The 19,679-nt window shown below is 64.1% G+C and carries 24 protein-coding genes and 2 tRNA genes; 10 read left to right on the top strand and 16 right to left on the bottom strand.

Annotated features, from left to right (window positions below; translation table 11 throughout):
- Window positions 1-72: 72 nt before the first annotated feature.
- A complete protein-coding gene (locus tag IVB19_RS22775; RefSeq protein ID WP_247819880.1) occupies window positions 73-999 on the top strand; it encodes a LysR family transcriptional regulator in 927 nt (308 codons plus the stop codon).
- 154 nt (window positions 1,000-1,153) lie between these two features.
- Window positions 1,154-2,185, top strand: coding sequence for an LLM class flavin-dependent oxidoreductase (locus IVB19_RS22780; RefSeq protein ID WP_247362226.1), 1,032 nt, complete (start codon window positions 1,154-1,156; stop codon window positions 2,183-2,185).
- 37 nt (window positions 2,186-2,222) lie between these two features.
- Here the strand turns inward: IVB19_RS22780 and IVB19_RS22785 are convergent, their stop codons facing one another.
- Entirely contained in the window at window positions 2,223-2,465 is a 243-nt protein-coding gene (locus IVB19_RS22785) for a GIY-YIG nuclease family protein (RefSeq protein WP_247362223.1), read from the bottom strand.
- Window positions 2,466-2,559: 94 nt separating this feature from the next.
- Window positions 2,560-2,645: transfer RNA gene (locus IVB19_RS22790), tRNA-Tyr, on the bottom strand.
- 206 nt (window positions 2,646-2,851) lie between these two features.
- On the opposite strand from IVB19_RS22790, the gene rlmB reads away from it, so the two are divergent.
- Window positions 2,852-3,682 (top strand): 23S rRNA (guanosine(2251)-2'-O)-methyltransferase RlmB, encoded by an 831-nt coding sequence (gene rlmB / locus IVB19_RS22795; RefSeq protein ID WP_247362010.1) that lies wholly within the window; start codon window positions 2,852-2,854, stop codon window positions 3,680-3,682.
- Between the two features lie 61 nt (window positions 3,683-3,743).
- On the opposite strand, the gene IVB19_RS22800 is transcribed toward rlmB, so the two are convergent.
- Together IVB19_RS22800 and IVB19_RS22805 are read right to left on the bottom strand one after the other, a co-directional pair.
- Window positions 3,744-4,277, bottom strand: a complete 534-nt coding sequence (locus IVB19_RS22800) for a hypothetical protein (RefSeq protein WP_247335727.1) — start codon at window positions 4,275-4,277, stop codon at window positions 3,744-3,746.
- 43 nt (window positions 4,278-4,320) lie between these two features.
- Entirely contained in the window at window positions 4,321-4,806 is a 486-nt protein-coding gene (locus IVB19_RS22805) for a hypothetical protein (protein WP_247362008.1), read from the bottom strand.
- Window positions 4,807-5,088: 282 nt separating this feature from the next.
- Between IVB19_RS22805 and IVB19_RS22810 the strand changes: the two genes are divergently transcribed.
- Both IVB19_RS22810 and IVB19_RS22815 read left to right on the top strand, forming a co-directional pair.
- On the top strand, window positions 5,089-5,589 hold the full coding sequence (locus IVB19_RS22810) for a hypothetical protein (RefSeq protein ID WP_018458104.1): 501 nt from the start codon (window positions 5,089-5,091) through the stop codon (window positions 5,587-5,589).
- 165 nt (window positions 5,590-5,754) lie between these two features.
- Window positions 5,755-5,829 (top strand) — tRNA-Thr (locus tag IVB19_RS22815).
- Window positions 5,830-5,908: 79 nt separating this feature from the next.
- Here the strand turns inward: IVB19_RS22815 and IVB19_RS22820 are convergent.
- The 6 genes from IVB19_RS22820 to IVB19_RS22845 all read right to left on the bottom strand — a co-directional run bounded on the left by IVB19_RS22820 (window position 5,909) and on the right by IVB19_RS22845 (window position 10,978).
- The gene (locus IVB19_RS22820; RefSeq protein ID WP_247819881.1) at window positions 5,909-6,136 is read right to left on the bottom strand and encodes a DUF6894 family protein; all 228 of its coding nucleotides are present in this window, start codon (window positions 6,134-6,136) and stop codon (window positions 5,909-5,911) included.
- 3 nt (window positions 6,137-6,139) lie between these two features.
- Window positions 6,140-6,871: a Crp/Fnr family transcriptional regulator gene (locus IVB19_RS22825; RefSeq protein WP_018455399.1), complete on the bottom strand. Its 732-nt coding sequence runs from the start codon at window positions 6,869-6,871 to the stop codon at window positions 6,140-6,142.
- A 176-nt stretch (window positions 6,872-7,047) separates the two neighbouring features.
- A complete protein-coding gene (locus IVB19_RS22830; protein ID WP_247362006.1) occupies window positions 7,048-7,461 on the bottom strand; it encodes a GFA family protein in 414 nt (137 codons plus the stop codon).
- A 74-nt stretch (window positions 7,462-7,535) separates the two neighbouring features.
- Window positions 7,536-9,374, bottom strand: coding sequence for a BamB-related PQQ repeat family beta-propellar protein (locus tag IVB19_RS22835; protein ID WP_247362004.1), 1,839 nt, complete (start codon window positions 9,372-9,374; stop codon window positions 7,536-7,538).
- A gap of 102 nt (window positions 9,375-9,476) precedes the next feature.
- On the bottom strand, window positions 9,477-10,190 hold the full coding sequence (locus IVB19_RS22840; RefSeq protein WP_247819882.1) for a class I SAM-dependent methyltransferase: 714 nt from the start codon (window positions 10,188-10,190) through the stop codon (window positions 9,477-9,479).
- A 56-nt stretch (window positions 10,191-10,246) separates the two neighbouring features.
- Window positions 10,247-10,978 (bottom strand): class I SAM-dependent methyltransferase, encoded by a 732-nt coding sequence (locus IVB19_RS22845; protein ID WP_247819883.1) that lies wholly within the window; start codon window positions 10,976-10,978, stop codon window positions 10,247-10,249.
- 420 nt (window positions 10,979-11,398) lie between these two features.
- On the opposite strand from IVB19_RS22845, the gene IVB19_RS22855 reads away from it, so the two are divergent.
- Window positions 11,399-11,800, top strand: a complete 402-nt coding sequence (locus IVB19_RS22855) for a hypothetical protein (protein WP_247821745.1) — start codon at window positions 11,399-11,401, stop codon at window positions 11,798-11,800.
- Window positions 11,801-11,803: 3 nt separating this feature from the next.
- Here IVB19_RS22855 and IVB19_RS22860 read toward each other — a convergent pair whose 3' ends face one another.
- A complete protein-coding gene (locus tag IVB19_RS22860) occupies window positions 11,804-11,968 on the bottom strand; it encodes a hypothetical protein (protein WP_247819884.1) in 165 nt (54 codons plus the stop codon).
- Between the two features lie 102 nt (window positions 11,969-12,070).
- Between IVB19_RS22860 and IVB19_RS22865 the strand changes: the two genes are divergently transcribed.
- Window positions 12,071-12,445, top strand: a complete 375-nt coding sequence (locus IVB19_RS22865; RefSeq protein WP_247819885.1) for a hypothetical protein — start codon at window positions 12,071-12,073, stop codon at window positions 12,443-12,445.
- Window positions 12,446-12,749: 304 nt separating this feature from the next.
- Entirely contained in the window at window positions 12,750-13,004 is a 255-nt protein-coding gene (locus IVB19_RS22870; protein WP_018455390.1) for a hypothetical protein, read from the top strand.
- A 39-nt stretch (window positions 13,005-13,043) separates the two neighbouring features.
- On the opposite strand, the gene IVB19_RS22875 is transcribed toward IVB19_RS22870, so the two are convergent.
- From IVB19_RS22875 to IVB19_RS22890, 4 genes are all read right to left on the bottom strand, one after another.
- The gene (locus IVB19_RS22875) at window positions 13,044-13,286 is read right to left on the bottom strand and encodes a hypothetical protein (protein WP_018455389.1); all 243 of its coding nucleotides are present in this window, start codon (window positions 13,284-13,286) and stop codon (window positions 13,044-13,046) included.
- Between the two features lie 253 nt (window positions 13,287-13,539).
- Window positions 13,540-14,247 carry an outer membrane protein gene (locus tag IVB19_RS22880; RefSeq protein ID WP_085384994.1) on the bottom strand — a complete coding sequence of 236 codons (708 nt, stop codon included), beginning with the start codon at window positions 14,245-14,247 and terminating at the stop codon, window positions 13,540-13,542.
- A 287-nt stretch (window positions 14,248-14,534) separates the two neighbouring features.
- Window positions 14,535-14,930 carry a hypothetical protein gene (locus IVB19_RS22885; protein ID WP_247821694.1) on the bottom strand — a complete coding sequence of 132 codons (396 nt, stop codon included), beginning with the start codon at window positions 14,928-14,930 and terminating at the stop codon, window positions 14,535-14,537.
- Window positions 14,931-15,319: 389 nt separating this feature from the next.
- Window positions 15,320-15,703 (bottom strand): His-rich protein BRANT, encoded by a 384-nt coding sequence (locus IVB19_RS22890; protein WP_247819886.1) that lies wholly within the window; start codon window positions 15,701-15,703, stop codon window positions 15,320-15,322.
- A gap of 242 nt (window positions 15,704-15,945) precedes the next feature.
- Between IVB19_RS22890 and IVB19_RS22895 the strand changes: the two genes are divergently transcribed.
- Window positions 15,946-16,488 (top strand): tetratricopeptide repeat protein, encoded by a 543-nt coding sequence (locus IVB19_RS22895; protein ID WP_085351154.1) that lies wholly within the window; start codon window positions 15,946-15,948, stop codon window positions 16,486-16,488.
- A 110-nt stretch (window positions 16,489-16,598) separates the two neighbouring features.
- Window positions 16,599-17,987: a serine hydrolase domain-containing protein gene (locus tag IVB19_RS22900; RefSeq protein ID WP_247819887.1), complete on the top strand. Its 1,389-nt coding sequence runs from the start codon at window positions 16,599-16,601 to the stop codon at window positions 17,985-17,987.
- Here the strand turns inward: IVB19_RS22900 and IVB19_RS22905 are convergent.
- Entirely contained in the window at window positions 17,974-19,539 is a 1,566-nt protein-coding gene (locus IVB19_RS22905; protein ID WP_247819888.1) for a S10 family peptidase, read from the bottom strand. The genes IVB19_RS22900 and IVB19_RS22905 overlap by 14 nt on opposite strands.
- Between the last annotated feature and the right edge of the window lie 140 nt (window positions 19,540-19,679).

The following is a 19,679-nucleotide window of genomic DNA, read 5'->3' on the forward strand; positions in this document are numbered from 1 at the left end:
TTCCCGGGGGGAACCATAGACAAGGAGATATTATCGTCATAATTTATAATCATGATCTAGTACATCACTGGGGTGAATGTTCTGTCGTTTCGCTCGCTCGACCTCAACCTGCTGAAAGTGTTCGAGGCCCTGATGACCGAGGGCAGCGTCACGCGCGCCGCCAACGCGCTTCTAATGACGCAACCGGCCGTCAGCAACGCGCTCGCACGCCTGCGGGACGCGCTCGGCGATGCCCTGTTCGTCAGGTCCGGCACCGGCATCCGTCCGACCCAGCGCGCCGTGGTGCTGTGGGAGCCGATCGGCGAAGCGCTCGAAACCGTCCGCGGCGCGCTCGACGAGCAGGTGTTCGATCCGCACCGTGCTCAGACCGAGTTCAGCCTGTCGATGTCGGATTACGTCGCCTCGCTGGTGATGCCAAACCTGCTGAACCATTTCGGCAAGGTCGCGCCCAAGGCGCGAATCCACACCGTTCCCAACACCATTTTGGAGATCGCCGACCAGCTCGAGGACAATCGCGTTGATTGCGTCCTCAGCGTCTATGTCAACGAGGCGCAGCAGCCGGCCGCCATCCGCTCGCGCTCGCTGTGGACCGTCGACTACGCCTGCTTCATGCGGCGCAGCCATCCGCTCGCCGCGATGAAGCGGCTGAGCACGCGCAGCTTCCTCAACGCGGGGCATGTCGATGTGAGCCTCGCCGGCAAGACCTTGCCGTCCTACGACCTCTTCCTCGCCTCGCGCGGGCTGTCGCGCAACGTGGTCGCGACCGTCAATCACTATAGCGCCGCCTACGAAATCGTGCGCCAGTCCGACCTGATCGCCGTGCTGCCGAGCGATCTGCGCTCGCAATCCCGGCACGCGCCGTTCCTGCACGCCGTGCCGCTTCCGCTCAAGGCGCCGCCGCGCATCGTCAGGCTGTTCTGGCACCAGCGCAACGACACCGTACCGGCGCAGCGCTGGCTGCGCGACACGCTGGTCGAGATGTTCGCCAGGTCGGACTGAGGCGCGGGCGGCGGGCGCCCCGACACCACGAAAAAGGGAAACAATGGGTTTCTCGAAGCAGCATTGCGCGCCAGTCCCTGCTGCTTAGCTCCAACCAAAGCAATCCCCTCCCCCAGTGACAGGCGCGCAAGCCGCGCCCGCAGAGACCTCATCAATGACCGCACCGCTCGAATTCGGACTGGACACTTTTGGCGACGTCACCAGGGACGCCTCCGGCGCGATGCTTCCGCACGCACAGGTGATCCGCAACGTCGTCGACGAGGCGGTGCTCGCCGACGAGCTCGGCCTCGACTTCATCGGCCTCGGCGAGCATCACCGCGCCGACTTCGCGATCTCCTCCCCTGAGACCGTGCTGGCCGCCATCACGTCGCGGACCAGGCGGATCCATCTCGGCTCGGCCGTGACGGTGCTGAGCTCGGACGATCCAATCCGCGTCTTCCAGCGCTTTGCCACGCTGGACGCGCTCTCGAACGGACGTGCGGAGGTGATCCTCGGCCGCGGCTCGTTCACCGAGTCCTTTCCACTGTTCGGTTTCGACCTGCGGGCTTACGAGGCGCTGTTCGAGGAGAAGCTCGATCTGTTCGCGGCACTGCTGTCGCAGAAGCCGGTGACCTGGGAAGGTAAGCTGCGTCCGCCGCTGAACGGGCAGCTGGTCTATCCCCCGGTCGAGAACGGCACGCTCAAGACCTGGATCGGCGTCGGCGGCAGTCCGCAATCGGTGGTGCGCGCGGCGCATTACGACTTGCCCTTGATGCTCGCGATCATCGGCGGCGATCCCGCGCGCTTCGCGCCCTTCGTCGAGCTCTATCATCGCGCGTTCAGGGAGTTCGGCCGCCCGGCACAGCCGATCGGCGTGCACTCGCCAGGCTATGTCGCCGAGACCGACGAACAGGCGCGCGAGGAGCTGTGGCCCGACTACAAGGCGATGCGCGACCGCATCGGCAAGGAACGCGGCTGGCCACCGATGGGCCGCGACGAGTTCGTGAACGAGGCCGAGCACGGCTCGCTCTATGTCGGCTCGCCGGAGACGGTCGCGCGCAAGATCGCCAAGACGGCAAAGGCGCTCGGCATTTCGCGGTTTCAGCTGAAGTATTCGGCGGGCCCGCTGCCGCATGGCAAGCTGATGAAGAGCATCGAGCTCTACGGGCGGAAGGTGGTGCCGATGGTGCGGGAGATGGTGGGGTGAGGCGATCGGATCCGCTTCAGTGCGTCTTCGCCTTCGCTCACCAGAGTCTCTTCTTCGCGAAGGCGTGGCCCGAACCGGATTTCAAATAGCGCTCGAAGGCTCTAGCCTTCTCGATGTCGGAAAAGGCCACATAGGTCACCAGTCGCCACGGACCGTACTTAGACGTGTGCGGCGATTTACCCCCGTTGTGATCGGCTAGCCGCTGCTTGAGATCCTTCGTCAGCCCAATATAGCGTTGGCCCACGAAAAGTTCGCTCTCCAGAAGATAGACATAGTGCATGACGCCGCCCCCCTTCGCCTAGGCTTCGGAGGGCATCCTGCTTCGCGCAGTAAAAGGCTGCAAATCCTGCGAAGCGCGTCAGCGCGAAGCAGGATGGTGGGGGAGGCAGGACTCGAACCTGCGAAGCCATAAGGCGGCTGATTTACAGTCAGCTCCCTTTGCCACTCGGGACACTCCCCCGCTCGACGGCAGCACAATCGGGCCGGACCTTGCCGGCGACCGAAGACGGCCATGGAACGTGAAGGCCGCGACAGCCCGGATGGGGGCGCGACCGGGCGCGGTTATCGGCGAAGCGGTGGGGTAAAGTCAACCGAGGCGAACAGCTAAAATCGCCCCCGACACCACCCAAATTGCCATATTCCGGGACCCGTGACACAAGCGAGCCCATGAAGGATCGAAAATTCAACCCGAGGGGCCCCCGCGGCGGGTCTAAGCCCTTCAACAGGCCCGGAAAATCGGCCGGTCGTCCGGCCCGTCGCGATCGCGATTCGGACACCGACGGGCCTGTCATCCTCTATGGCTGGCACACCGTCTCCATGGCGCTCGCCAACCCCCAGCGGCAGATCCGCAAGCTGACGCTGACCGAGAACGCCGCAAGGCGTCTGGCGGACGAGAACATCGCGATCCCGGTCGCGCCCGAGATCGTCCGGCCCCAGGAGATCGACCGGCTGCTGTCGCCCGACGCCGTGCACCAGGGCCTGCTCGCCGAGGCCGATCCCCTGCCCTCGCCCGACATCGAGGATTTGGAGCAGGACGGCATGGTGCTGGTGCTCGACCAGATCACCGATCCGCACAATGTCGGCGCCATCCTGCGCTCGGCGGCCGCCTTTGCGGTGAAGGCGATCGTCACCACCGCGCGTCACAGTCCGGAAGCGACCGGCGTGCTGGCCAAGGCCGCCTCCGGCGCGCTGGAGCTGGTCCCGATGGTGACGGTGCAAAACCTCGCCCGCGCACTGACCACGATGAACGAGCTCGGCTTCCAGACTGTCGGGCTGGACAGTGAAGGCAGCGCGGATCTCTCCGAGCTCACCCTGCGCGAGCCGCTCGCGCTGGTTCTGGGCGCGGAAGGCAAGGGCCTGCGGCAGTTGACACGCGAGACCTGCAGCGTCGTGGCGCGGCTCGACATGCCGGGAGAGATCAAGAGTCTCAACGTCTCGAATGCCGCCGTGCTCTCGCTCTATGTCGGCGCGAGCCGGCTCGGGCTGATGAAGCGGTAACAAAACAAAACGCCCGTCCGCGTCGCGGACGGGCGTCTCGTCGGCTCAACCGATCAAGCGATCAGTAATAGCGGCGCAGCACGCGGTGGCCGCCATAGTACGGCGCATGGCGCGGGGCGTAGCCGTAGCGCGGACCGTAGCCGTAATGCGTGCGCGGCAGATAGCCGGCGCGCGGGCCGTAGCCGTAGCGATACGGACGGTAATACGGGCGGCGGTAGGGATAGGCGGCCGGCGCTTCGACCGCGGCAGCGCGATAGCCATAGCCGTGCCCATAGCCGTAGCCACGGCCGTAGCCGTAATTGGCGGGCGCAACCACCGCGTCCTCACGGTAGGTCGGATACGGCGCGAAGGCGCCCGGGCCGGTGTAGGTCGGGCCCTGGTTGACGTGATAATATTGCGTGGTGGGCTCGGCGAGACGCTCATAGGCGCCATAGCCGTAGCTGTAGCCGGCCCCATAACCGCCGCAGCCGGTGTTACAGCCGGAATAGACCGGCGCGACCGGCTGGCACGGATCGAAGCCGCAGGCCGCAGCGGGCGCGGTGGCGGCGAACATCACGGCAGCCGCCGCGACCAGTCCCGAAATCATCTGACGCATTACTCTCTCCTGTTGATTTCCGTTTTTTGGATTTTGTCGTTTCTTAACCCGGCGGCTTGCCGGGCATCTCTGCACGCGGCCGCGGCCGAGGACGCCGCGGCTGGTCGTTGATCTCGGGCGCGAGAATCACCGGCGGCGGATTGACGGGCACGTCCATCTGCGGCGGCAGCGGCGCCGATTGGGCGCCCCAGCTCTGGTGATAGCTATCGGGCGGCTTGGGCAATTTGCGGTTCGCGGGCGGTTCGACCTCGAGCCGGCCATAGCCGGGCCGCAGGCCCAGCGTCGGATAGTAATGGCCGACGTCGGTGGGCTGGCGCTCGGCGACATAGCGGCCGCCATAAATCGTGGGCTGCACCTGGACGTTCTTCCCCAGGCCCCAGGTCCCCTCGATCACGGCATAGGACGCGTCGATGTTGTTGATGATGATGGGCACGCCGGGGCGACCGGGAACGACGATATCGAAGCCGCCGCCGGCAAACGCCGTCGCGGGCAGTCCGATCAGAAAGGCCGCGAGCGCCACAGCGCGCATGAGAGGACCCCATTTATTCGGCGACAACCTACCCGATGGCGGCGCAGAGAGGGTTAAGGCCCTCTCACCAATTGCCGGTAAGCCTAATGTGTAAGGATTCCGCGCCGCTCAAATGCGCCAAAGCGAACTAGCGAAGCATTAACGCCGCCGGACCCTGCAGTCCGGAACCATGGACCGTGCTCACTTCCGTTTGACTGTCGCCGACGAAAATCCGCGGCTTCAGCGGAACGTCCGGCGTCTTCGGCGTTTAGCCCCCGTCAACAAAACGGGAGCCAAACAATCATGAACGTCAAACTTCTCGGAGCCACGGCGATTGCGGCGACCCTGGTGGCAGGCTCTGCCATGGCGCAGGCCGTGATCACCAATCCCGGCCGTTGCGCGGCGCAATTCCCCAACGCCAACTGCCAGAACGTCGGACCGGGAAATCCGTACACCGACAGCGGCTATCGGCATCGTCGCGTGTCCTATCGCCAGACCACCAACGGCGACTGGAATAACGACTGGAACAGGAGCCGCACCGGCTTCTGGCCGACCGACGTCGCCGCCGGCGCGGTCGGAACAGCCGCTGGCGTGGCCGGCGCAGCCATCGGGACTGCGGGCGCGATTGCAACTGCCCCGTTCCGTGCCACGAACGATGCCTTCGCCTACGACAACAGTTGGGATAACCGCGGCTGGGACAATCGCGGTTGGGACACCCGCACCTACGCCCAGCGCAACGGCTTCGTCTGCACGCCCGGCACCTGGTTCAAGGGCCAAGACGGCAACCGCCACATCTGCCAGTAAAGCGGTTTGAACCGAACGCGACAGATCAGGCGGCCCTCGGGGCCGCCTGATTCATGTCTGCATCGGGGATCGCGGGTTCTGGCACTTTCCAGTCAAGTCTGGTATTGCGGCGCGCACGGGCGGAGGGCCCCGGCGTACGCCGGCCCCTGCGCTTCTCCAGGCGTCGCCGGCTTAGCTCAGCGGTAGAGCAGCGGTTTTGTAAACCGAAGGTCGGGGGTTCAATCCCCTCAGCCGGCACCACCGATTTAGCCGACACCGCGGCCTGATAGATCGGGGCACTCCTCCGTCTAACGACAGCTAGAATCGATTTCCCACGCAATCACGTCAGAGCTATCCGGGCGACCGTTACACTCAACTCGAGCAGCGGGTGCTTCTCGTTCCTGACTATAATGAGGACCTGCGCCCCCTTTGCCGACGCAACGTCTCTGGCAATCGAGGTCGCCATTGCGATCGCCTCTTTTTCGGCGGCTTCCGGGCCGGGCAAATCCACCCCATCCTCGTCGACCGCAGCGAAAAAGTCGTCCTTGATATCGAAGTAGAACTTCATGGCTCAGAGCGACGGATTGAGATGAAGGTAAAGCACGTCGAAGTCTGCTATTTCGCGCAACCTGGCTTCATCAAGGATCGATATTCTTCCCCGCTCCAGGTCCAACACGCGCTGAGCACGTAGCTGCTGAACGACGCGATTCATATGGACCACACTCGTGCCGACGGCGTCGGCGAGGAGTGCCTGAGAGGCCGGAAAGTCGAAGGACAGGCCGTCCGCTCGACCGATCGCCTTCAATCTGGTGTAAAGCTCAAGCACGAGATGCGCCACGCGGCTTGTGGCTTCGCGTTGACCAACGTTGCAAATCCACTCCCGGAAGATCGCGGCGTCGGTCAGTGTATCGCGCCAAAGCGCTTCGGCCACGTTAGGCCGCTTTCTTATCAGTGAGCGCACCGCTGCATGCGGAATGAAGCCGAGAACGCTATCGCCAAGCGTGCTGACGTCATGGTCCATCACATGTAGAAAGAGACCCTGCAGATCGGGGATGTCGCCGGGTTGGTGAAAGGCCATGATTTGGCGGTGGCCATTGCCGACGATCTTTGATCTCAGGATAAAGCCATCAACGACAAGGCAGCACGCCGAAGGTCGATCTCCGAGAGAAACGACCGGCTGACCGCCAGCCATCCGTTTCACCGTGATTGGCAGATGACGGATAGCGGCCTCGTCCTCTTCATCAATTTCGGTGCTGACCCGCAACCGCCTCAAGAAAGGTTCGAAAATTTCCGCGTTATTCATCGTTAGCTCCGGTCGGCAAACGAATTTTTGTGACGTTCGTTCCAATCCGGACGGCTAGCTATTGTCTCACGCGAAGCAGAGGGACCGCCGCAAATTCCAACCCTCGGCGGAACCCACGGGAACGGCGTCAATTCATCTTGCCGCGAAGCCTTGGAGCGAAATTTGACGCGCAACGCTCACTTCGAATGCTTCGGTGCGCTGCTTTGCTGGAAGTGCTCGGCGCCTGATATCTCCACCCAGGCATGTTTCGACTGTTCGAAAACCGAGCTGATGGGCGCCGGGTAGTTCGGAACCGCGATCGCGCCCAGGGCAACGCCGATCATCGCAGGCAGATTGTCCGCTTTCCAATAGACCGTCGAACCGCACTCGGGGCAAAAATAGCTGCGGACCTTGCCGCCGCTTGCGGCTGTCCGGACGTACTCCTTCGACGTCCCTGAGATCGTGACGCCCTCCGCCGGATAGAACGCACCGACCCCGAACGGCGCGCCGGTTCGACGCTGGCAGTCAATGCAGTGGCAGGCGACGACGAGGCTGGAAGGTCCTGGAAGCGACAGCGCGAGAGCGCCGCACCTGCATTGGGCATCGATCATCGAAGCTCTTCCTCCTCAGTTGGCTGACAGGTTCTGTCGCTCGGCTGGAGCGCAGGGCAATCCAGGACTGACCCTCACTCCTTCGCAACCTCGAACGCCAGCAGTGCGTTGCCGGCGACGCCGCCCCACTGGCCGTAGCCGGAATTGGTGTAGAGCATTCCGCCGGCGATGATCGGCCCCGGGCCGTCGATCGCGCCGCCATGAGCAGGGGCGCCGTTCACCGCCGTATAGTCTCGCGCCGTGTCGTATTCCCACAACAGCTTTCCGTCGGCTGTCGCGTAGGCGCGCAGAAAGCCGCTGACGCCGCCGGAAAACACGACGCCGGGGATCAGGCTCACGGCAGCCGACAGCGCAGGGCTGCATTGGAGGCGATCGCCACAGGCGACAGGAGATACTTCCATCGCAATTTTCCCACTGGCGAGGTCGAGGCCGAACAGGCCGCCGCCTTGGGTGGCATCGAGCCGCCGCGTACCATCGCGCAGGAACCGCACGTCTGAGTTCGCGACATAGATGCGATCCTGGTCGGCGGCCGAGCCCCACTCGCTGCCGCCGAGCGCACCGCCCTTCCCGATCCGCGTCTGCCATAGGATCTTGCCGCCATCATCAGGATCGAGCGCGTGCACGACGCCGGACTTCTGCGCGATGGCAAGAACGCGCCTGCCGTCACGCAAGGTCACGAGGATCGGCGACTGGCCAAAATCGTGGTCGGGCCCGTGATCTTCAGGACAATTGGTCTTGTCCGCGCCGAAGCACGCGACGATGAAGGCGTCGCTCGGGGTCGCCTGCTGCTTCCAGAGCAGCTTACCTGTCGCAAGCTCGAAAGCGAGGACCGCATCGGCGGTTGCGGCGGGTGGATTCGAATAGGAATTGCTAGTCGCGACGTAGACGGCGTTGCGTTTCGGATCTATCGTCGGTGCCGACCACACCGCCGCGCCGGACGGGCCGAACAGCTGCGTGCCTCTCGCATTCTTGCCGGTCGGATGCGGCACCTCGGGGATCGTGTAGGCCTGCCACACCGGCTTGCCGGTCACTGCCTCGAGCGCGACCACGCTGCCGCGGAAGGTACAGCATTCGTAACTGGCCTGCGAACCGGCGGCCTCCTCCAGCGAGGAGACCGGGATATAGAGCACGCCGGAATGCAGCGTCGGCGCGCCAGTGATGCGCGCTGCCGGATGCTCCTCGACCTTCGTCTTCCAGATCAGCGCGCCAGTCAGTGCGTTCACCGCATAGGCATTGGCGCGCAGGTCACCGAAGAAGATCGCGAACTGATCGGTGCCGGGAAGCGGCCCGAAGCTGATCGCCGCGCGCACCGCGGCATCGGTCGGCAGCGTCCACCTCGTGCAGCCGCTTCGCGCGTCGAGCGCGTGCACCTTGCGGTCAGTGCCGCCGATAAACAGCAGACCGCCCACGATGGTCGGCGGCGCAAACGACACCGAGGCGCCGGGAAAGGCATAAGCCCATTTCAACCGCAGGCGCGGCACCTCTTCCGCGGTGAGGCCGGCCATTTCGGCCGACTGGAAGCGCCTGTTGGCAACGTCGACGCCCCAGCCATTCCAGCGCGGACCATCGAGCGCTTGCGGAAAGAAATTGACCTGCTGCGTGCAGCGTCCCTCCGCATCGACTGCATTGTCGCCCACCGCGGCCTTGCCGGTGACAAAGGCGGCAATCGCACGCCGTTCCGAGTCGCTGCGGTCCTTCGCCATCGCCGCCATGCTTCCAGAAGTCAGCGTTCCCAGCACATGATCGAACGACATCGCCTGCATGGCGCCGCGGCCTGGCACACGGCTCTCGCCATCACCGCCATCGTGACATTGCGCGCAGTGGCTTGCGTAGAGCGCAGCGCCGTCCTGCTGCGCCAACGCGGGCGCGCAGCACCAGACCAGCATGGCGACGGCGACAACACTCGGTCTCATGGCGTGCTCCAACATCGTCACCGCAATGCGAGACGGCATCATGCAACCCAAAGTATAGCGCGAGGGCAATCACTCACGCAACGGACGTTCCGCCCGCGTCCGTCATATCCCCCGGGCAGTGAGGACAGGATCGGCCAGTTCATCGAGCCGCCACAGCCCGAGGCTCTTGTCGCGCCAGCCGCCACTGCCCTCTTCGCAACGCTCGTTGATCAGCTCGCGCGGTGCCGGCCAGTCGAACGGCGCCTTCTCCATGTTCAGCGCCCGCCAGTCGCCGTCCTCGCAATCGCGATTGTCGTCCCATTCGGGAAACGTCGTGACCAGCAGGAAACGCGCGCCGCTGGCGCGAAAGTTCGCGACGGCGCGGACGATATGGTCGAAACTCAAATGCACCAGGCAATCCCGGCACAGAACGACATCGGCGCGCGGCAATGCATCGCGCGTGATGTCGGCAACGAGAAACCGGCCTGACAACTCACCGCCAGCCACGCGCTTGCGATTGGCCGCGATCAGCGACGGCACGATGTCGATGCCGGTGTAGTCGAGATCCAGCTTGATGCGACCGATCCAACCCGCGTCGCCGCAGGGCGCATCGAGCAGCGAGCGCGCGCCGAGCTGCTGCAGGAGTGCAGGAAGCTCCTCGCGGATTGCTGCGGTCGCGGGATTCTCCGAGCCGAGGCCCGACACCGAACTGGCCGCGCCCCACAGGTTGGTCATCTCGATGCGCTCGAACCGCGCGGCCAGATCGAGGCCGACAAAATTCTCGCGGTCGGCGGTGAACCGCTCATGGGCGAGCACGGGTGGGCGCTTGGAGATCATCGTCCGGACCTTAAGATTACGTTGTGAACACTGTGGTCATGCGTTCCATCCGAATCTCATCCCATCCTCAAAACCGGTTTCTGCCACTCCATGATGTGGAAGTAAGGCACCCGGCGATGAAAGGCATTCCAGTCGGGATCGCCGCCGCTGGGCTGCGGCTCGACGAAAAGGCGCAACAGGAGCCCCTGATCGAGTAGCAGCGTCATGTAGGTGCTGAGCGGACGATGCCAGTTCAGAATTCGGATGCCGCGCCAAGTCACCCAAGTCGGCCGCTCCTCCATGTAGTGATCGATGTTGAAGCGCAAGGCGCCGTCGCCGTCACGCGTCCAGCCGTCGGGCGGACCCGCGGTGTTGAAGCTGGTCAGATTGGCAATCAGCAGCGTACCGCCCGGCCGCAGCGCTGCCACGATCTTCCCGATCGCCGCACCGAGATGGGGCATGTCGACCAGGCTGAGATAGCTGACGACCAGATCAAATGGCGCTTCGATCTCCATTGTTTCAGCTCGGCCAAGCCGGTAGTCGCCCTGCGGGTCCAATTTCATGGCACGCGCGAGCAGCGCTTCGGTCGGGTCGATGCCGGTGGTGCGGATGCCGGCGCGCTGCATGATGCGACAGAAGCGCCCCTCGCCGCAGCCAACGTCGAGCGCATTGCGGAAGCCGCGCCCTTCGATCCGCGCTCGCATCGGCGCGTCCAGCACGAAGCGGCGACCATAGTCGCCCTCTTCACCCTGCTCGACGATCCAAGCAGCCGCGGACGCGGTCCAGCCGTCGCTGATATCCTCGTTCATGGATCGACCTTCGGGAATGGACGTTGGCCGCACGCATTTCGGGCGCGGCTACTGACCACAGATTGGATCAGAGTTCAACATGAGGTAGCATGCGCATCCCATGCGTCCCTATACCAGCCGAGAGATCGCCAAGATCACCGCGGGTGCTGTCGCGGCGATCGTCGCAACGGGCTTCCTGTTCGCGATCGCGATGTCCCTCTTGCTTCCGCAATAAATCAGCTGCTTGCCGGGGCGCCGTGCCGCCGGAGTTTGTGCCACCCAGCCGGTTGCTGTCGCTCGCCAGCATCTTGGCCGTGGAAAGCACTTGGCCAGCGTCGAGGACGACGCTTCAAGCTCGGTGGACGCCGCGCCCACCGTCTTGATCTCGCCGGCTGCGCGCTCAAAGCCGTCGGCAAGGTTGACCATGTCGCGCTTGCGCTGATGGGCGGCTTGCTTCCCAACCTCGATCTGCGCTGCCGTGAGGCGACCTCGATCCGTGGTTTTGAAGATTTGTCTTTGAAGATTTGTCCTGGCCATGTCCTGATCGCGTCCCGCCGGCAGTTTGGGGAGCGATCCGGGCATGGTCAGACGGAACCGGTCAAGGGCGTCGGCCGTTGTCGACCCATGCGGATCAGGGAAGAAAATCGAAACATGTTTCTGCTGGCCACGGTGACGCTGTGCTGTAGCGCGTTGGCCGGGGCTGTTGCGCTGTTCGAACAGGCTCCCTGGCCGGCTCCGGCAAAGCAGCGGGCTGAAACGGTAGCAATAGACGGGACCACGCCGACGCCGGTTCGGGTGGTCGGCGCGCCGTTCGAGCCCAACCTCAATCCGCGGGAGCGCTAGCGCTCACCCCGGCGAGACGTCGGCGCCCTCCTCCGGACGGCGTTTGGCGCGGGCCCACTCCTCAACGAACGCGATCACCTCCGCCCGTTTGTCGGGCGGCAGCGATAGGAACGCGCGGACGAGCCTCAAGCCCTCGGCTTCGGCTGAATGGTCTGCTTTGGCATCCATTCCCCACTGTCGGGCGGCCGGGAAAAATATGCAATCCCCCACCCAACACCTTCTTGATTCGGCCGGCCAGCTTTGCTGGAATGGCGCCAACAGGGGTGCACCATGAAGTGGATCGCGGAACGCGACGCGCTGATCGCGCAGACAATGGCTTTCGTCCAATCGGTAACCGGCAAAAAGGATGACTTGCATCCACCGGAGATCCCGATGGCGACAGTGGCCGCGTCGGTGCAGATCGCCCCCGTCAACACCATCATCGGGACCGAGCCACTTAAGGCCGCTCCGCCGCAGCCGTTACCTCTCCCGTCGCCCCGGGTGGCGAGCCACGACGTCCGCACCGAAATACAGGCCCGCATCGCCAATTTCCGCAAGCATCAGGAGCGGTTCGAGCGGGAGCGCGAGGAATATTGCGCGGCCACCCTGACCAGACTGCGGGCCGCCATCCGCGAGCCCTCCTCCCGTCCACCGGCTGACAAGTAAAGCCGGATCTCCCGTCGCTGGCCTAAAGCCAGGACCACACTAGCCAGAGATTGGCCGCGCAGGCACCGAACAGGGCCAGCGTGAGGGGCAGCAGCATGTGCCCGCAAGAGGTTTTCAGGTCCGTCGTCATGACCGAAAACATCCGCTGATTCCGCCAAATGAGTCCCGTGGATTCTTTTTTTCGGGATTCAGGACTCGTTAAGGACTCAGGACCCGGCGGCCCTGATCACGGCCGCGTGATCGACCGGCGAGCGGAACCCCTACCCCGTCAAATTCGTTAATGCGCTTTCCAGGAGCGGGAACAATGCCCTACGCCCTGTTCTGCAACGATGCCCAGATCAGCAAGGCCTATCCTGACGAGTCCGACGTCTGGAGGCTCGCGCAGCGAAGTGGCCTCGTCGTGGACGTAACCGCGGATGACAACCGTCCCGGGCCACGCCGGGTGCTCGACAACGATTACGAGATCAAGCCGTGCCGGGCCGCACAGGGCGAGGACCCGGCCCGGAACAAGGCCGAGGCTGATCGCCAAGCGAGGATGGAGCTTGAGCTGAATTCCTAAAGAGGAATCGAAGCTGGGAAGCCAGAGCTCAGGAAAAGCTTAGGGGGTCGCGGTGGCCAGTGACGCCTGCTCGCCCGCCAGAGCCACGCAGGCCTTCCGGCGATGCAGCCCACGGATCGCGCCGGTGACCTTCAGCACCTTACCGGAGGAGCACGAGGCGTCCTTGACGAAGGCCACCTCGTAGGGTGCCAGCATCAGAGGCTCGGATTTGAGGATTGTTTGGGCAGCGCACGGCAAACTGACGAAGCACGAGAGCACCACAGCCGACACCAAGATACGCATGTCCGTCGTCCCACCAGCCCGGTAATTGTCATATAACGCGTTCCGGCGCGCGAGTTCCGTAAGCTGCAAAAATTATTTTTGCTTTACCCGAGCTCCATGACGCGCGTGAGAAAGCGCCCGCCAGAACGTTTGCCTGCAAATGACGCGCCAGATGGTTGACGCGATGCAAACAAAGGACTTGCGAACGAGGGCTGGGCAAACGAAAGGCCGGCGAGAGCCGGCCTTTGTCAGGTCGTGGGCCGCTGGTGGCGCGTCAGTAGCGCGAGGCTGCCGGACCGCCCCAGCCGAAGCGGTAATTCACGCCGACCTTGACGGTATGCTCGTCCTCCCGGCCGCGGACGCCGACGACGTCAGCCGGACCGGAGGTGATCGTCGTGTTGCCGAAGTTGTAATATTGGTACTCGGCCTTGGCCGACCAGTTCGGCGCGAACATGTATTCGAGGCCAGCGCCAACGGTATAGCCGTCCTTGCTGTTGCCGGTGGCGGTGAAGGGCTGCGGGACGCCGGCGACATTGACGCCAAGACCGCCATTGCGCCAAGCATAACCGCCCTTGGCGTAAAGCAGCGCCGGTCCCCAGGTGTAGCCGATGCGACCGGTCACCGAGCCGAGCTGGTCGGTATTGGAGGTCACCTGCGTGCCCAGCGGGAACGTAGCGCCGCCGTTGTTGGTCGGCAGCCAGGAATACTGGGCCTCGACACCCATGACCCAATTGGGCGCGAACTGGTAGTCGAAGCCGCCCTGAACACCGCCGAGGAAGCGCGCGTCGCTCGACTGGAAGCTGCTGTCGCCGGCAAAGGCGCCGCCGACATGGCCACCGATGTAGAAGCCGGTCCAGTTGTAGATCACCTGCGGCGGCGTGTAGGCCGGAGCCTTGGTGTAGGTGCGCGCCTGCATGTCGGCTGCGGCAGCCGGCGCAGCCAGCGCAAGCAGGGCAACCGCGCCCAGCAAAATCCTCTTCATGATTATCCCCGTTCTTTCAATTCGACACTCAGGAAACAACGTGGCGTGAATTGGGTTGCTTCGAGGCGATGCCGGAACGTTGATCGTTCGTTACTGTGACAGAGCGGCAACAACGCGATTTTGTTCCGTCCGACAGGCGCGTGCCGACGGTTTTTTCCGTCGGAAACAAAACCTGCCGTAACGATTAGTCGCAACGCAAAACCACTCCGTTCAAAGCTCCCCGAAATGTGATCCGGCAGCTCCGGCGGGCTTTGTCCTATCACCAAGCGATGAAGGTGGGCTTTGCGCTACCGCGTCATCTTTTCAAGTTCCGGAAAGGGTACGTAAACCGCGCCCGCGCACAGCTCGCTGGCGCGATCGACGACGCGGTCCGCCCGGCCGTTGACGAAGATCACGGCGCGCTCCCTCGTGGCCTTGTAGGTGCCGTCGGTCTCGCGTGGGGTGAAGTGCAGGCAACTGACGTAGAACTGGCGGCCTCCGACCTCGCGCTGCGCCGGCTCGGCCATGCTGGCGTCACGCACGCCGACGGGATTGTTCAGATAGCTGCGCATCAAGGCCAGCGTGTCGCCACGGAAATTATCCGGGAACGGTTGTGGACCTCCGGCCTGGGTCCCCTGCATCAGGGCTGGACGGTCACCATCGCTGCCGAAACATCCCGTGAGCGCCAGCGGCAGTGCCAGCATCAACGCCAAGCTCACTGCGCGTTCCGCTAGTCGCCGCACCGCTTACGCTCTCCGCTCGATCAGTCTCGGAGACGTTCCAGCCCCAAGGTTGCAATGATGCATGTCTACAGGTGTTTTGCCCGACGAGTCAAACAGATTCGTAAAATCCGCAAATACGCCACCCCTTAAACCATTGATTTATCTACGACCCGCTGCTGTGCATGGGGTTGTTTTCGAGGTTTTGTTTGCGGCCGCCAAATCTGGGACGTTGCTCGCGGGCTTCAGCATGGTCATACCGGCCCGCCGCCAGCACCTCGAGCTTTCGCGCAAGGCGTGACGAACGGGCCGGGCCTGAATTCCTCACGCGGCGGCCGGGGCAATGCTAGGACGCCGCCGCGCAGGCTCAGTCGTTAGCTGCGCTTCTCCATCGTCGCCGGCTTGGTCACGTTCGGCTGCGTCTTCAGCGACTTCTTCGCTGACAGATGCTTGTGGTGGTGGCGATGCTTGCGCACGGTCTTGTGCTCGTCCGGTGTGACGGCGGCGTTGGCGTTCATCGCCTTCGACTTGGTGTCCACCTTGGCATCGGCCTTGACGTCCGAAGCCTTGACGTCCGAAGCCTTGACGTTGGCCTTGAGGCCGGCATCGGGTTTCGCGGCGGTGGTCGACACCTTGGTCTGGCTCTGGTCTGCCTTGATCACCGGCGTGGTCGTGGTGGTCTTGGCGGTCTCGGCTGCGAAGGCCGGGGCTGCGATCATGGAGGCTGCGAGCAAGGCTGCGGAAATGGTCTTCAACATGGCTGGTCTCCTCTTGGAAGGATCTTGAGGCGGGCGCCCTCTCGCCAACCCTTTGATCGTAGGTTGGAGCCTATGAGGCTCGCACTGAACCCAATCTGAAGCCCACAGCAGGCTCCCGTTCATCTGGATGACAAGTTTGTCATCCGCCCTAGGCCATGATGCCGGGAATGTTTTTGCCTGATGGGTGTTCCGGTCTTTGGGCAATCGTGTAGGATCGCCACGTTCCATACCGGAGAACTTATATGCGCAAACTCTCAATGCTTCTTGTGCCGGGACTTGTGGCCGTGTCGTTGGCAGCGGCGCCGGTGCTGACCAGCGCCTATGCCGCGGGCAGCGACGAGCCCTCCTCGCCACCGAAATCCGACACCTCGACCAAGAAGGGCAAGAAGAAGAGCTCCTCGGTCAGCGATCCGAAATTCCTTGCTGCCTATCGCACCGCCTACACCACGATCTATGACAATCACGACTACACCGGCGCGATCGGCCAGCTGAAGTCGCTCAAGCGCGACGACGTCGCCGACGTCGCCAATCTGATCGGCTACTCCTATCGCAAGCTCGGCGACTACCAGTCGTCGAAGGTCTATTACGAGCTCGCGCTGAAGGACGATCCGAACCACGTCCGCACCTGGCAGTATTATGGCCTCTGGCAGCTCGAGCAGGGCAACCGCGAGCAGGCGCAGTATCACCTGAACAAGCTCGCCTCGCTCGCCGGCACCGACAGCTCCGAATATCGCTCGCTCGCCGCCGCGCTCGACAAGCCGACCGGAGCGACCCTCGTCTATTAAGAACATCGCATCTCCGAATGGGACGAACGGGCACAACCTCAGGGTTGTGCCCGTTCTGCGTTCTCGGTTAGCCTCTCGCATCAAACACTCTCCTGGTAAATCGGTGCGCAATGGACAAGTGGCTGCGATCCGCGATCGACTACATCGGCTCCTGGATCGAATTCCAGCACACCACAATCCAGCAGCCGGGCGTCATGGTCGCCTTCGTCCATCGCGGCGAGGTGGTTGCCGAGCATGCGTTCGGCCTCGCCAATCTCGACACCGGCGAGAAGCTCACCCCGCGCCATCGCTTCCGCATCGCCTCGCACTCGAAGAGCTTCACCTCGGCCGGCGTCATGAAGCTGCGCGAGCAGCGCAAGCTCCGGCTCGACGATTCCATCGGCCAACATGTCGCCGGCCTGCATCCGCGCGTCGCCGAAACGACGATTGCGCAAGTGCTCTCGCACAGCGCGGGACTGACGCGCGACGGCGCCGATTCCGGCCAGTTCATCGACAGCCGTCCCTATCTCGACGCGAACGAGCTGCTCGCGGAATTGAAGCGGCCGACCGTAATCGAGCCGGGCACACGCTTCAAATATTCCAATCACGGCTTTGGGCTGATCGGTCTCGTCATCGAGGCCGTGACGAAGGAGCCCTACCCGGTCTGGATCAAGCGCGAGATCATCGAACCTGCGGGCCTGCGCGAGATCGAGCCGGACGCGCCGCTTCCCAAGGGCGCGTCGTTCGCGCGCGGCCACACTCGCAAGCTGCCGTACGGAGAGCGATGCGTGATCCCCGGCGACAATCCCGCGCACGCGATGGCCTCCGCCGCCGGCTTCATCGCGACCGCCGCCGATACCGCCCGCTTCTACGCGCAGCTCGCGCCCAATGCGAAAAAGAGCGTGCTATCGGTCGCAAGCCGCCGCGAGATGACGCGAAACCATTGGCGCGTGCCGCAAAGCTTCGAGGCCTATTACGGCCTCGGCGTCAACGCCGGCAAAACCGACGGCTGGGATTGGTTGGGCCATGGCGGCGGCTTTCAAGGCTACATCTCCAGGACCTGCTCCATCCCCGCTTGCGAGCTCGCGATCAGCATCCTCAGCAACTCCATCGACGGCGCGGCCCCGTTCTGGATGGACGGCGCGATGCAGATCCTGCGCGTCTTCCAGTCCCGTGGTGCACCCGACCGCCGCGTGCGCGACTGGACCGGCCGTTGGTGGACGATCTGGGGCGCGAACGACCTCGTGCCGGTCGGCAACCGCGTGCTGGTCGCCAATCCCCAGTTCAACAACCCGTTCATGGACGCCGCCGAGATCGAGGTCACCGGCCGCGACACCGGCAAGCTCGCCTGGGCCGCCGGCTACTCCAGCCACGGCGAGCCGGTCCGCCGCGTCCGCGACAAGCGCGGCAAGGTCAGTGACGTCTGGATCGCGGGCGCCAATATCAAGCCTGCGGCCGTCGTAGCCCGCGAGATCGCGCAGCGATACAAGCCGCGCAAGCGACGGGCTACTCCCGAATGAGCGTCTCGACCTCGCTTCGAAGGGCCTGCCGCGAGCCGTCGCGCGAATAGAACATGTGGCCGCCGGGATAGACCACGAACTTGACCCGCTGCGTTGCGAAGGCCGGCAACTGGTCGAGCACCCGCTTCGATCCGAAATAGGGGGTGGCGAGATCGAACAGGCCGTGCGCGACCAGCACGTTCAGCTTCGCATCCGTGGCAAGGATCTGTCGCAGCTCGGAGACTGATTGCGGCGGATTGATGCCGCGGCCGAAATCCCAATGACCCTCGACGGCGCCGTTCAACACCTCGTAGGAGCCATCGGGCCGCCAGTTGAGCTTGTGTGTCAGCAGGTCAACCGCCGCACTCGTCAGCGGCGCCTGCAGCGCATCGCCGGAGGGATCACCGAACCGCGAGCTGCTTGAATCCGGATAGGGATCAAGGCCGCGTACCGAGCCATCGTAGCGCCCCGTCACCTTGCCGTTCTTGCGGTCGAATTCGCGGCGGAATTCGCCGACGTCGAAGCGGCCGGCAAGGCGACGGCTCACCGCCTGGTCGATGCCGGTGAGCTCGGCGACCTTGTCGGCAAGACGATTAGTGGCCTCCTTGTCCGCCTCGCCCTTGACGAGGTCGGCCAGGAATTCGCCGCGCGCGTAAGCCTCGACGTCGGCGAGATCGGCGCGCTTGACCGGGCCTTTCGCCGCGCGCGCCACCGCCACATAGCTCGGCAGCGTCGCGACATATTGCAGGAGGCTGGTGCCGGTGAATTCGCGGAAGTCCAGGAGCGGCGACACCAGGATCAATCCCCTGACGCCGACGCCGTGCTGGAGCTGCAACTGGCGCACCACCTTCGGCCCGCGAATGCCGCCATAGCTTTCGCCGGCGACGTATTTCGGCGAGGTCAGCCGCTCGTGCTTCTCGAGCCAGCGGCGGATCACCAACGCGATCGAATTGACGTCGCCGTCGACGGAGTAGAACGATTTGCGCGCGTCATCGCCGGTCGCGACGAAGCGGCTGTAGCCGGTGCTGACGGGGTCGATGAAGACGAGATCGGTGAAATCGAGCCAGGTCTCCGCGTTCGGCTTCACCTCGGGCGAGGCGGACGGCGACAGCGCTTCGCCATCGAGCGGCAGCCGCCACGGCCCGGCCGCGCCGAACTGGAGCCATGCCGACGACGCACCGGGCCCGCCATTGAACAGGAACGTCACCGGGCGCGTCGCACGGTCTGCGCCGTCGAGCTCATAGGATGTATAGGCGATGTCGGCCACCGGCTCACCCTTGCCGTCGAACACGCGGATCGAACCAGCGGTCGCTGCGAAATTGAGGCTGCGGCCGGGAAGATCGAGTGTCTGCTTCGTGGTCGAATCCGACGGAAGACGGTGCGGCTCGGCGGATGGCGATGCATTCTGCGACGCGCTTTGTGCGCCGCCGCGCCCGCCCTTCTGTCCGGCTGGCGCTGCCGCCTCGGCGCGCGGCTGCGGCGGATCGTCGGCGCGCGCCAATCCTGCGAGCGCGAATGCCGATACCGCCAGCACCAGGGTCGCACGGCGGAGCACCGGCATATTCATATTCATGGTCGTTCTCCCTGCCCGGCGACGACCACCGGTGCGGACCGCAAGGCTAGCGCGGAATTGCGACGGTTTGGGGGATCATGGCTCCGGCGGCGCCTGAAGAGCCCGGTGGGCCACAAATCGACCCGGTTTCATCCTCAAAT

This window comes from Bradyrhizobium sp. 187 (assembly GCF_023101005.1).
In the GTDB taxonomy this organism is placed as follows: Bacteria; Pseudomonadota; Alphaproteobacteria; order Rhizobiales; family Xanthobacteraceae; genus Bradyrhizobium; species Bradyrhizobium canariense_D.

Bases quoted from the DNA above. Each gene is read 5' to 3' on its own strand.
- IVB19_RS22830 (WP_247362006.1), bottom strand. From the start codon at position 7,461: ATGATCGATGCCCAATGCAGGTGCGGCGCTCTCGCGCTGTCGCTTCCA.
- rlmB (WP_247362010.1), top strand. From the start codon at position 2,852: ATGAAGGATCGAAAATTCAACCCGAGGGGCCCCCGCGGCGGGTCTAAG.
- IVB19_RS22870 (WP_018455390.1), top strand. From the start codon at position 12,750: ATGCCCTACGCCCTGTTCTGCAACGATGCCCAGATCAGCAAGGCCTAT.
- IVB19_RS22785 (WP_247362223.1), bottom strand. From the start codon at position 2,465: ATGCACTATGTCTATCTTCTGGAGAGCGAACTTTTCGTGGGCCAACGC.
- IVB19_RS22845 (WP_247819883.1), bottom strand. From the start codon at position 10,978: ATGAACGAGGATATCAGCGACGGCTGGACCGCGTCCGCGGCTGCTTGG.
- IVB19_RS22780 (WP_247362226.1), top strand. From the start codon at position 1,154: ATGACCGCACCGCTCGAATTCGGACTGGACACTTTTGGCGACGTCACC.
- IVB19_RS22835 (WP_247362004.1), bottom strand. From the start codon at position 9,374: ATGAGACCGAGTGTTGTCGCCGTCGCCATGCTGGTCTGGTGCTGCGCG.
- IVB19_RS22905 (WP_247819888.1), bottom strand. From the start codon at position 19,539: ATGAATATGAATATGCCGGTGCTCCGCCGTGCGACCCTGGTGCTGGCG.
- IVB19_RS22880 (WP_085384994.1), bottom strand. From the start codon at position 14,247: ATGAAGAGGATTTTGCTGGGCGCGGTTGCCCTGCTTGCGCTGGCTGCG.
- IVB19_RS22885 (WP_247821694.1), bottom strand. From the start codon at position 14,930: ATGCTGGCACTGCCGCTGGCGCTCACGGGATGTTTCGGCAGCGATGGT.
- IVB19_RS22865 (WP_247819885.1), top strand. From the start codon at position 12,071: ATGAAGTGGATCGCGGAACGCGACGCGCTGATCGCGCAGACAATGGCT.
- IVB19_RS22855 (WP_247821745.1), top strand. From the start codon at position 11,399: ATGGGCGGCTTGCTTCCCAACCTCGATCTGCGCTGCCGTGAGGCGACC.
- IVB19_RS22890 (WP_247819886.1), bottom strand. From the start codon at position 15,703: ATGTTGAAGACCATTTCCGCAGCCTTGCTCGCAGCCTCCATGATCGCA.
- IVB19_RS22875 (WP_018455389.1), bottom strand. From the start codon at position 13,286: ATGCGTATCTTGGTGTCGGCTGTGGTGCTCTCGTGCTTCGTCAGTTTG.
- IVB19_RS22860 (WP_247819884.1), bottom strand. From the start codon at position 11,968: ATGGATGCCAAAGCAGACCATTCAGCCGAAGCCGAGGGCTTGAGGCTC.
- IVB19_RS22805 (WP_247362008.1), bottom strand. From the start codon at position 4,806: ATGCGCGCTGTGGCGCTCGCGGCCTTTCTGATCGGACTGCCCGCGACG.
- IVB19_RS22900 (WP_247819887.1), top strand. From the start codon at position 16,599: ATGGACAAGTGGCTGCGATCCGCGATCGACTACATCGGCTCCTGGATC.
- IVB19_RS22810 (WP_018458104.1), top strand. From the start codon at position 5,089: ATGAACGTCAAACTTCTCGGAGCCACGGCGATTGCGGCGACCCTGGTG.
- IVB19_RS22840 (WP_247819882.1), bottom strand. From the start codon at position 10,190: ATGATCTCCAAGCGCCCACCCGTGCTCGCCCATGAGCGGTTCACCGCC.
- IVB19_RS22800 (WP_247335727.1), bottom strand. From the start codon at position 4,277: ATGCGTCAGATGATTTCGGGACTGGTCGCGGCGGCTGCCGTGATGTTC.
- IVB19_RS22825 (WP_018455399.1), bottom strand. From the start codon at position 6,871: ATGAATAACGCGGAAATTTTCGAACCTTTCTTGAGGCGGTTGCGGGTC.
- IVB19_RS22895 (WP_085351154.1), top strand. From the start codon at position 15,946: ATGCGCAAACTCTCAATGCTTCTTGTGCCGGGACTTGTGGCCGTGTCG.
- IVB19_RS22820 (WP_247819881.1), bottom strand. From the start codon at position 6,136: ATGAAGTTCTACTTCGATATCAAGGACGACTTTTTCGCTGCGGTCGAC.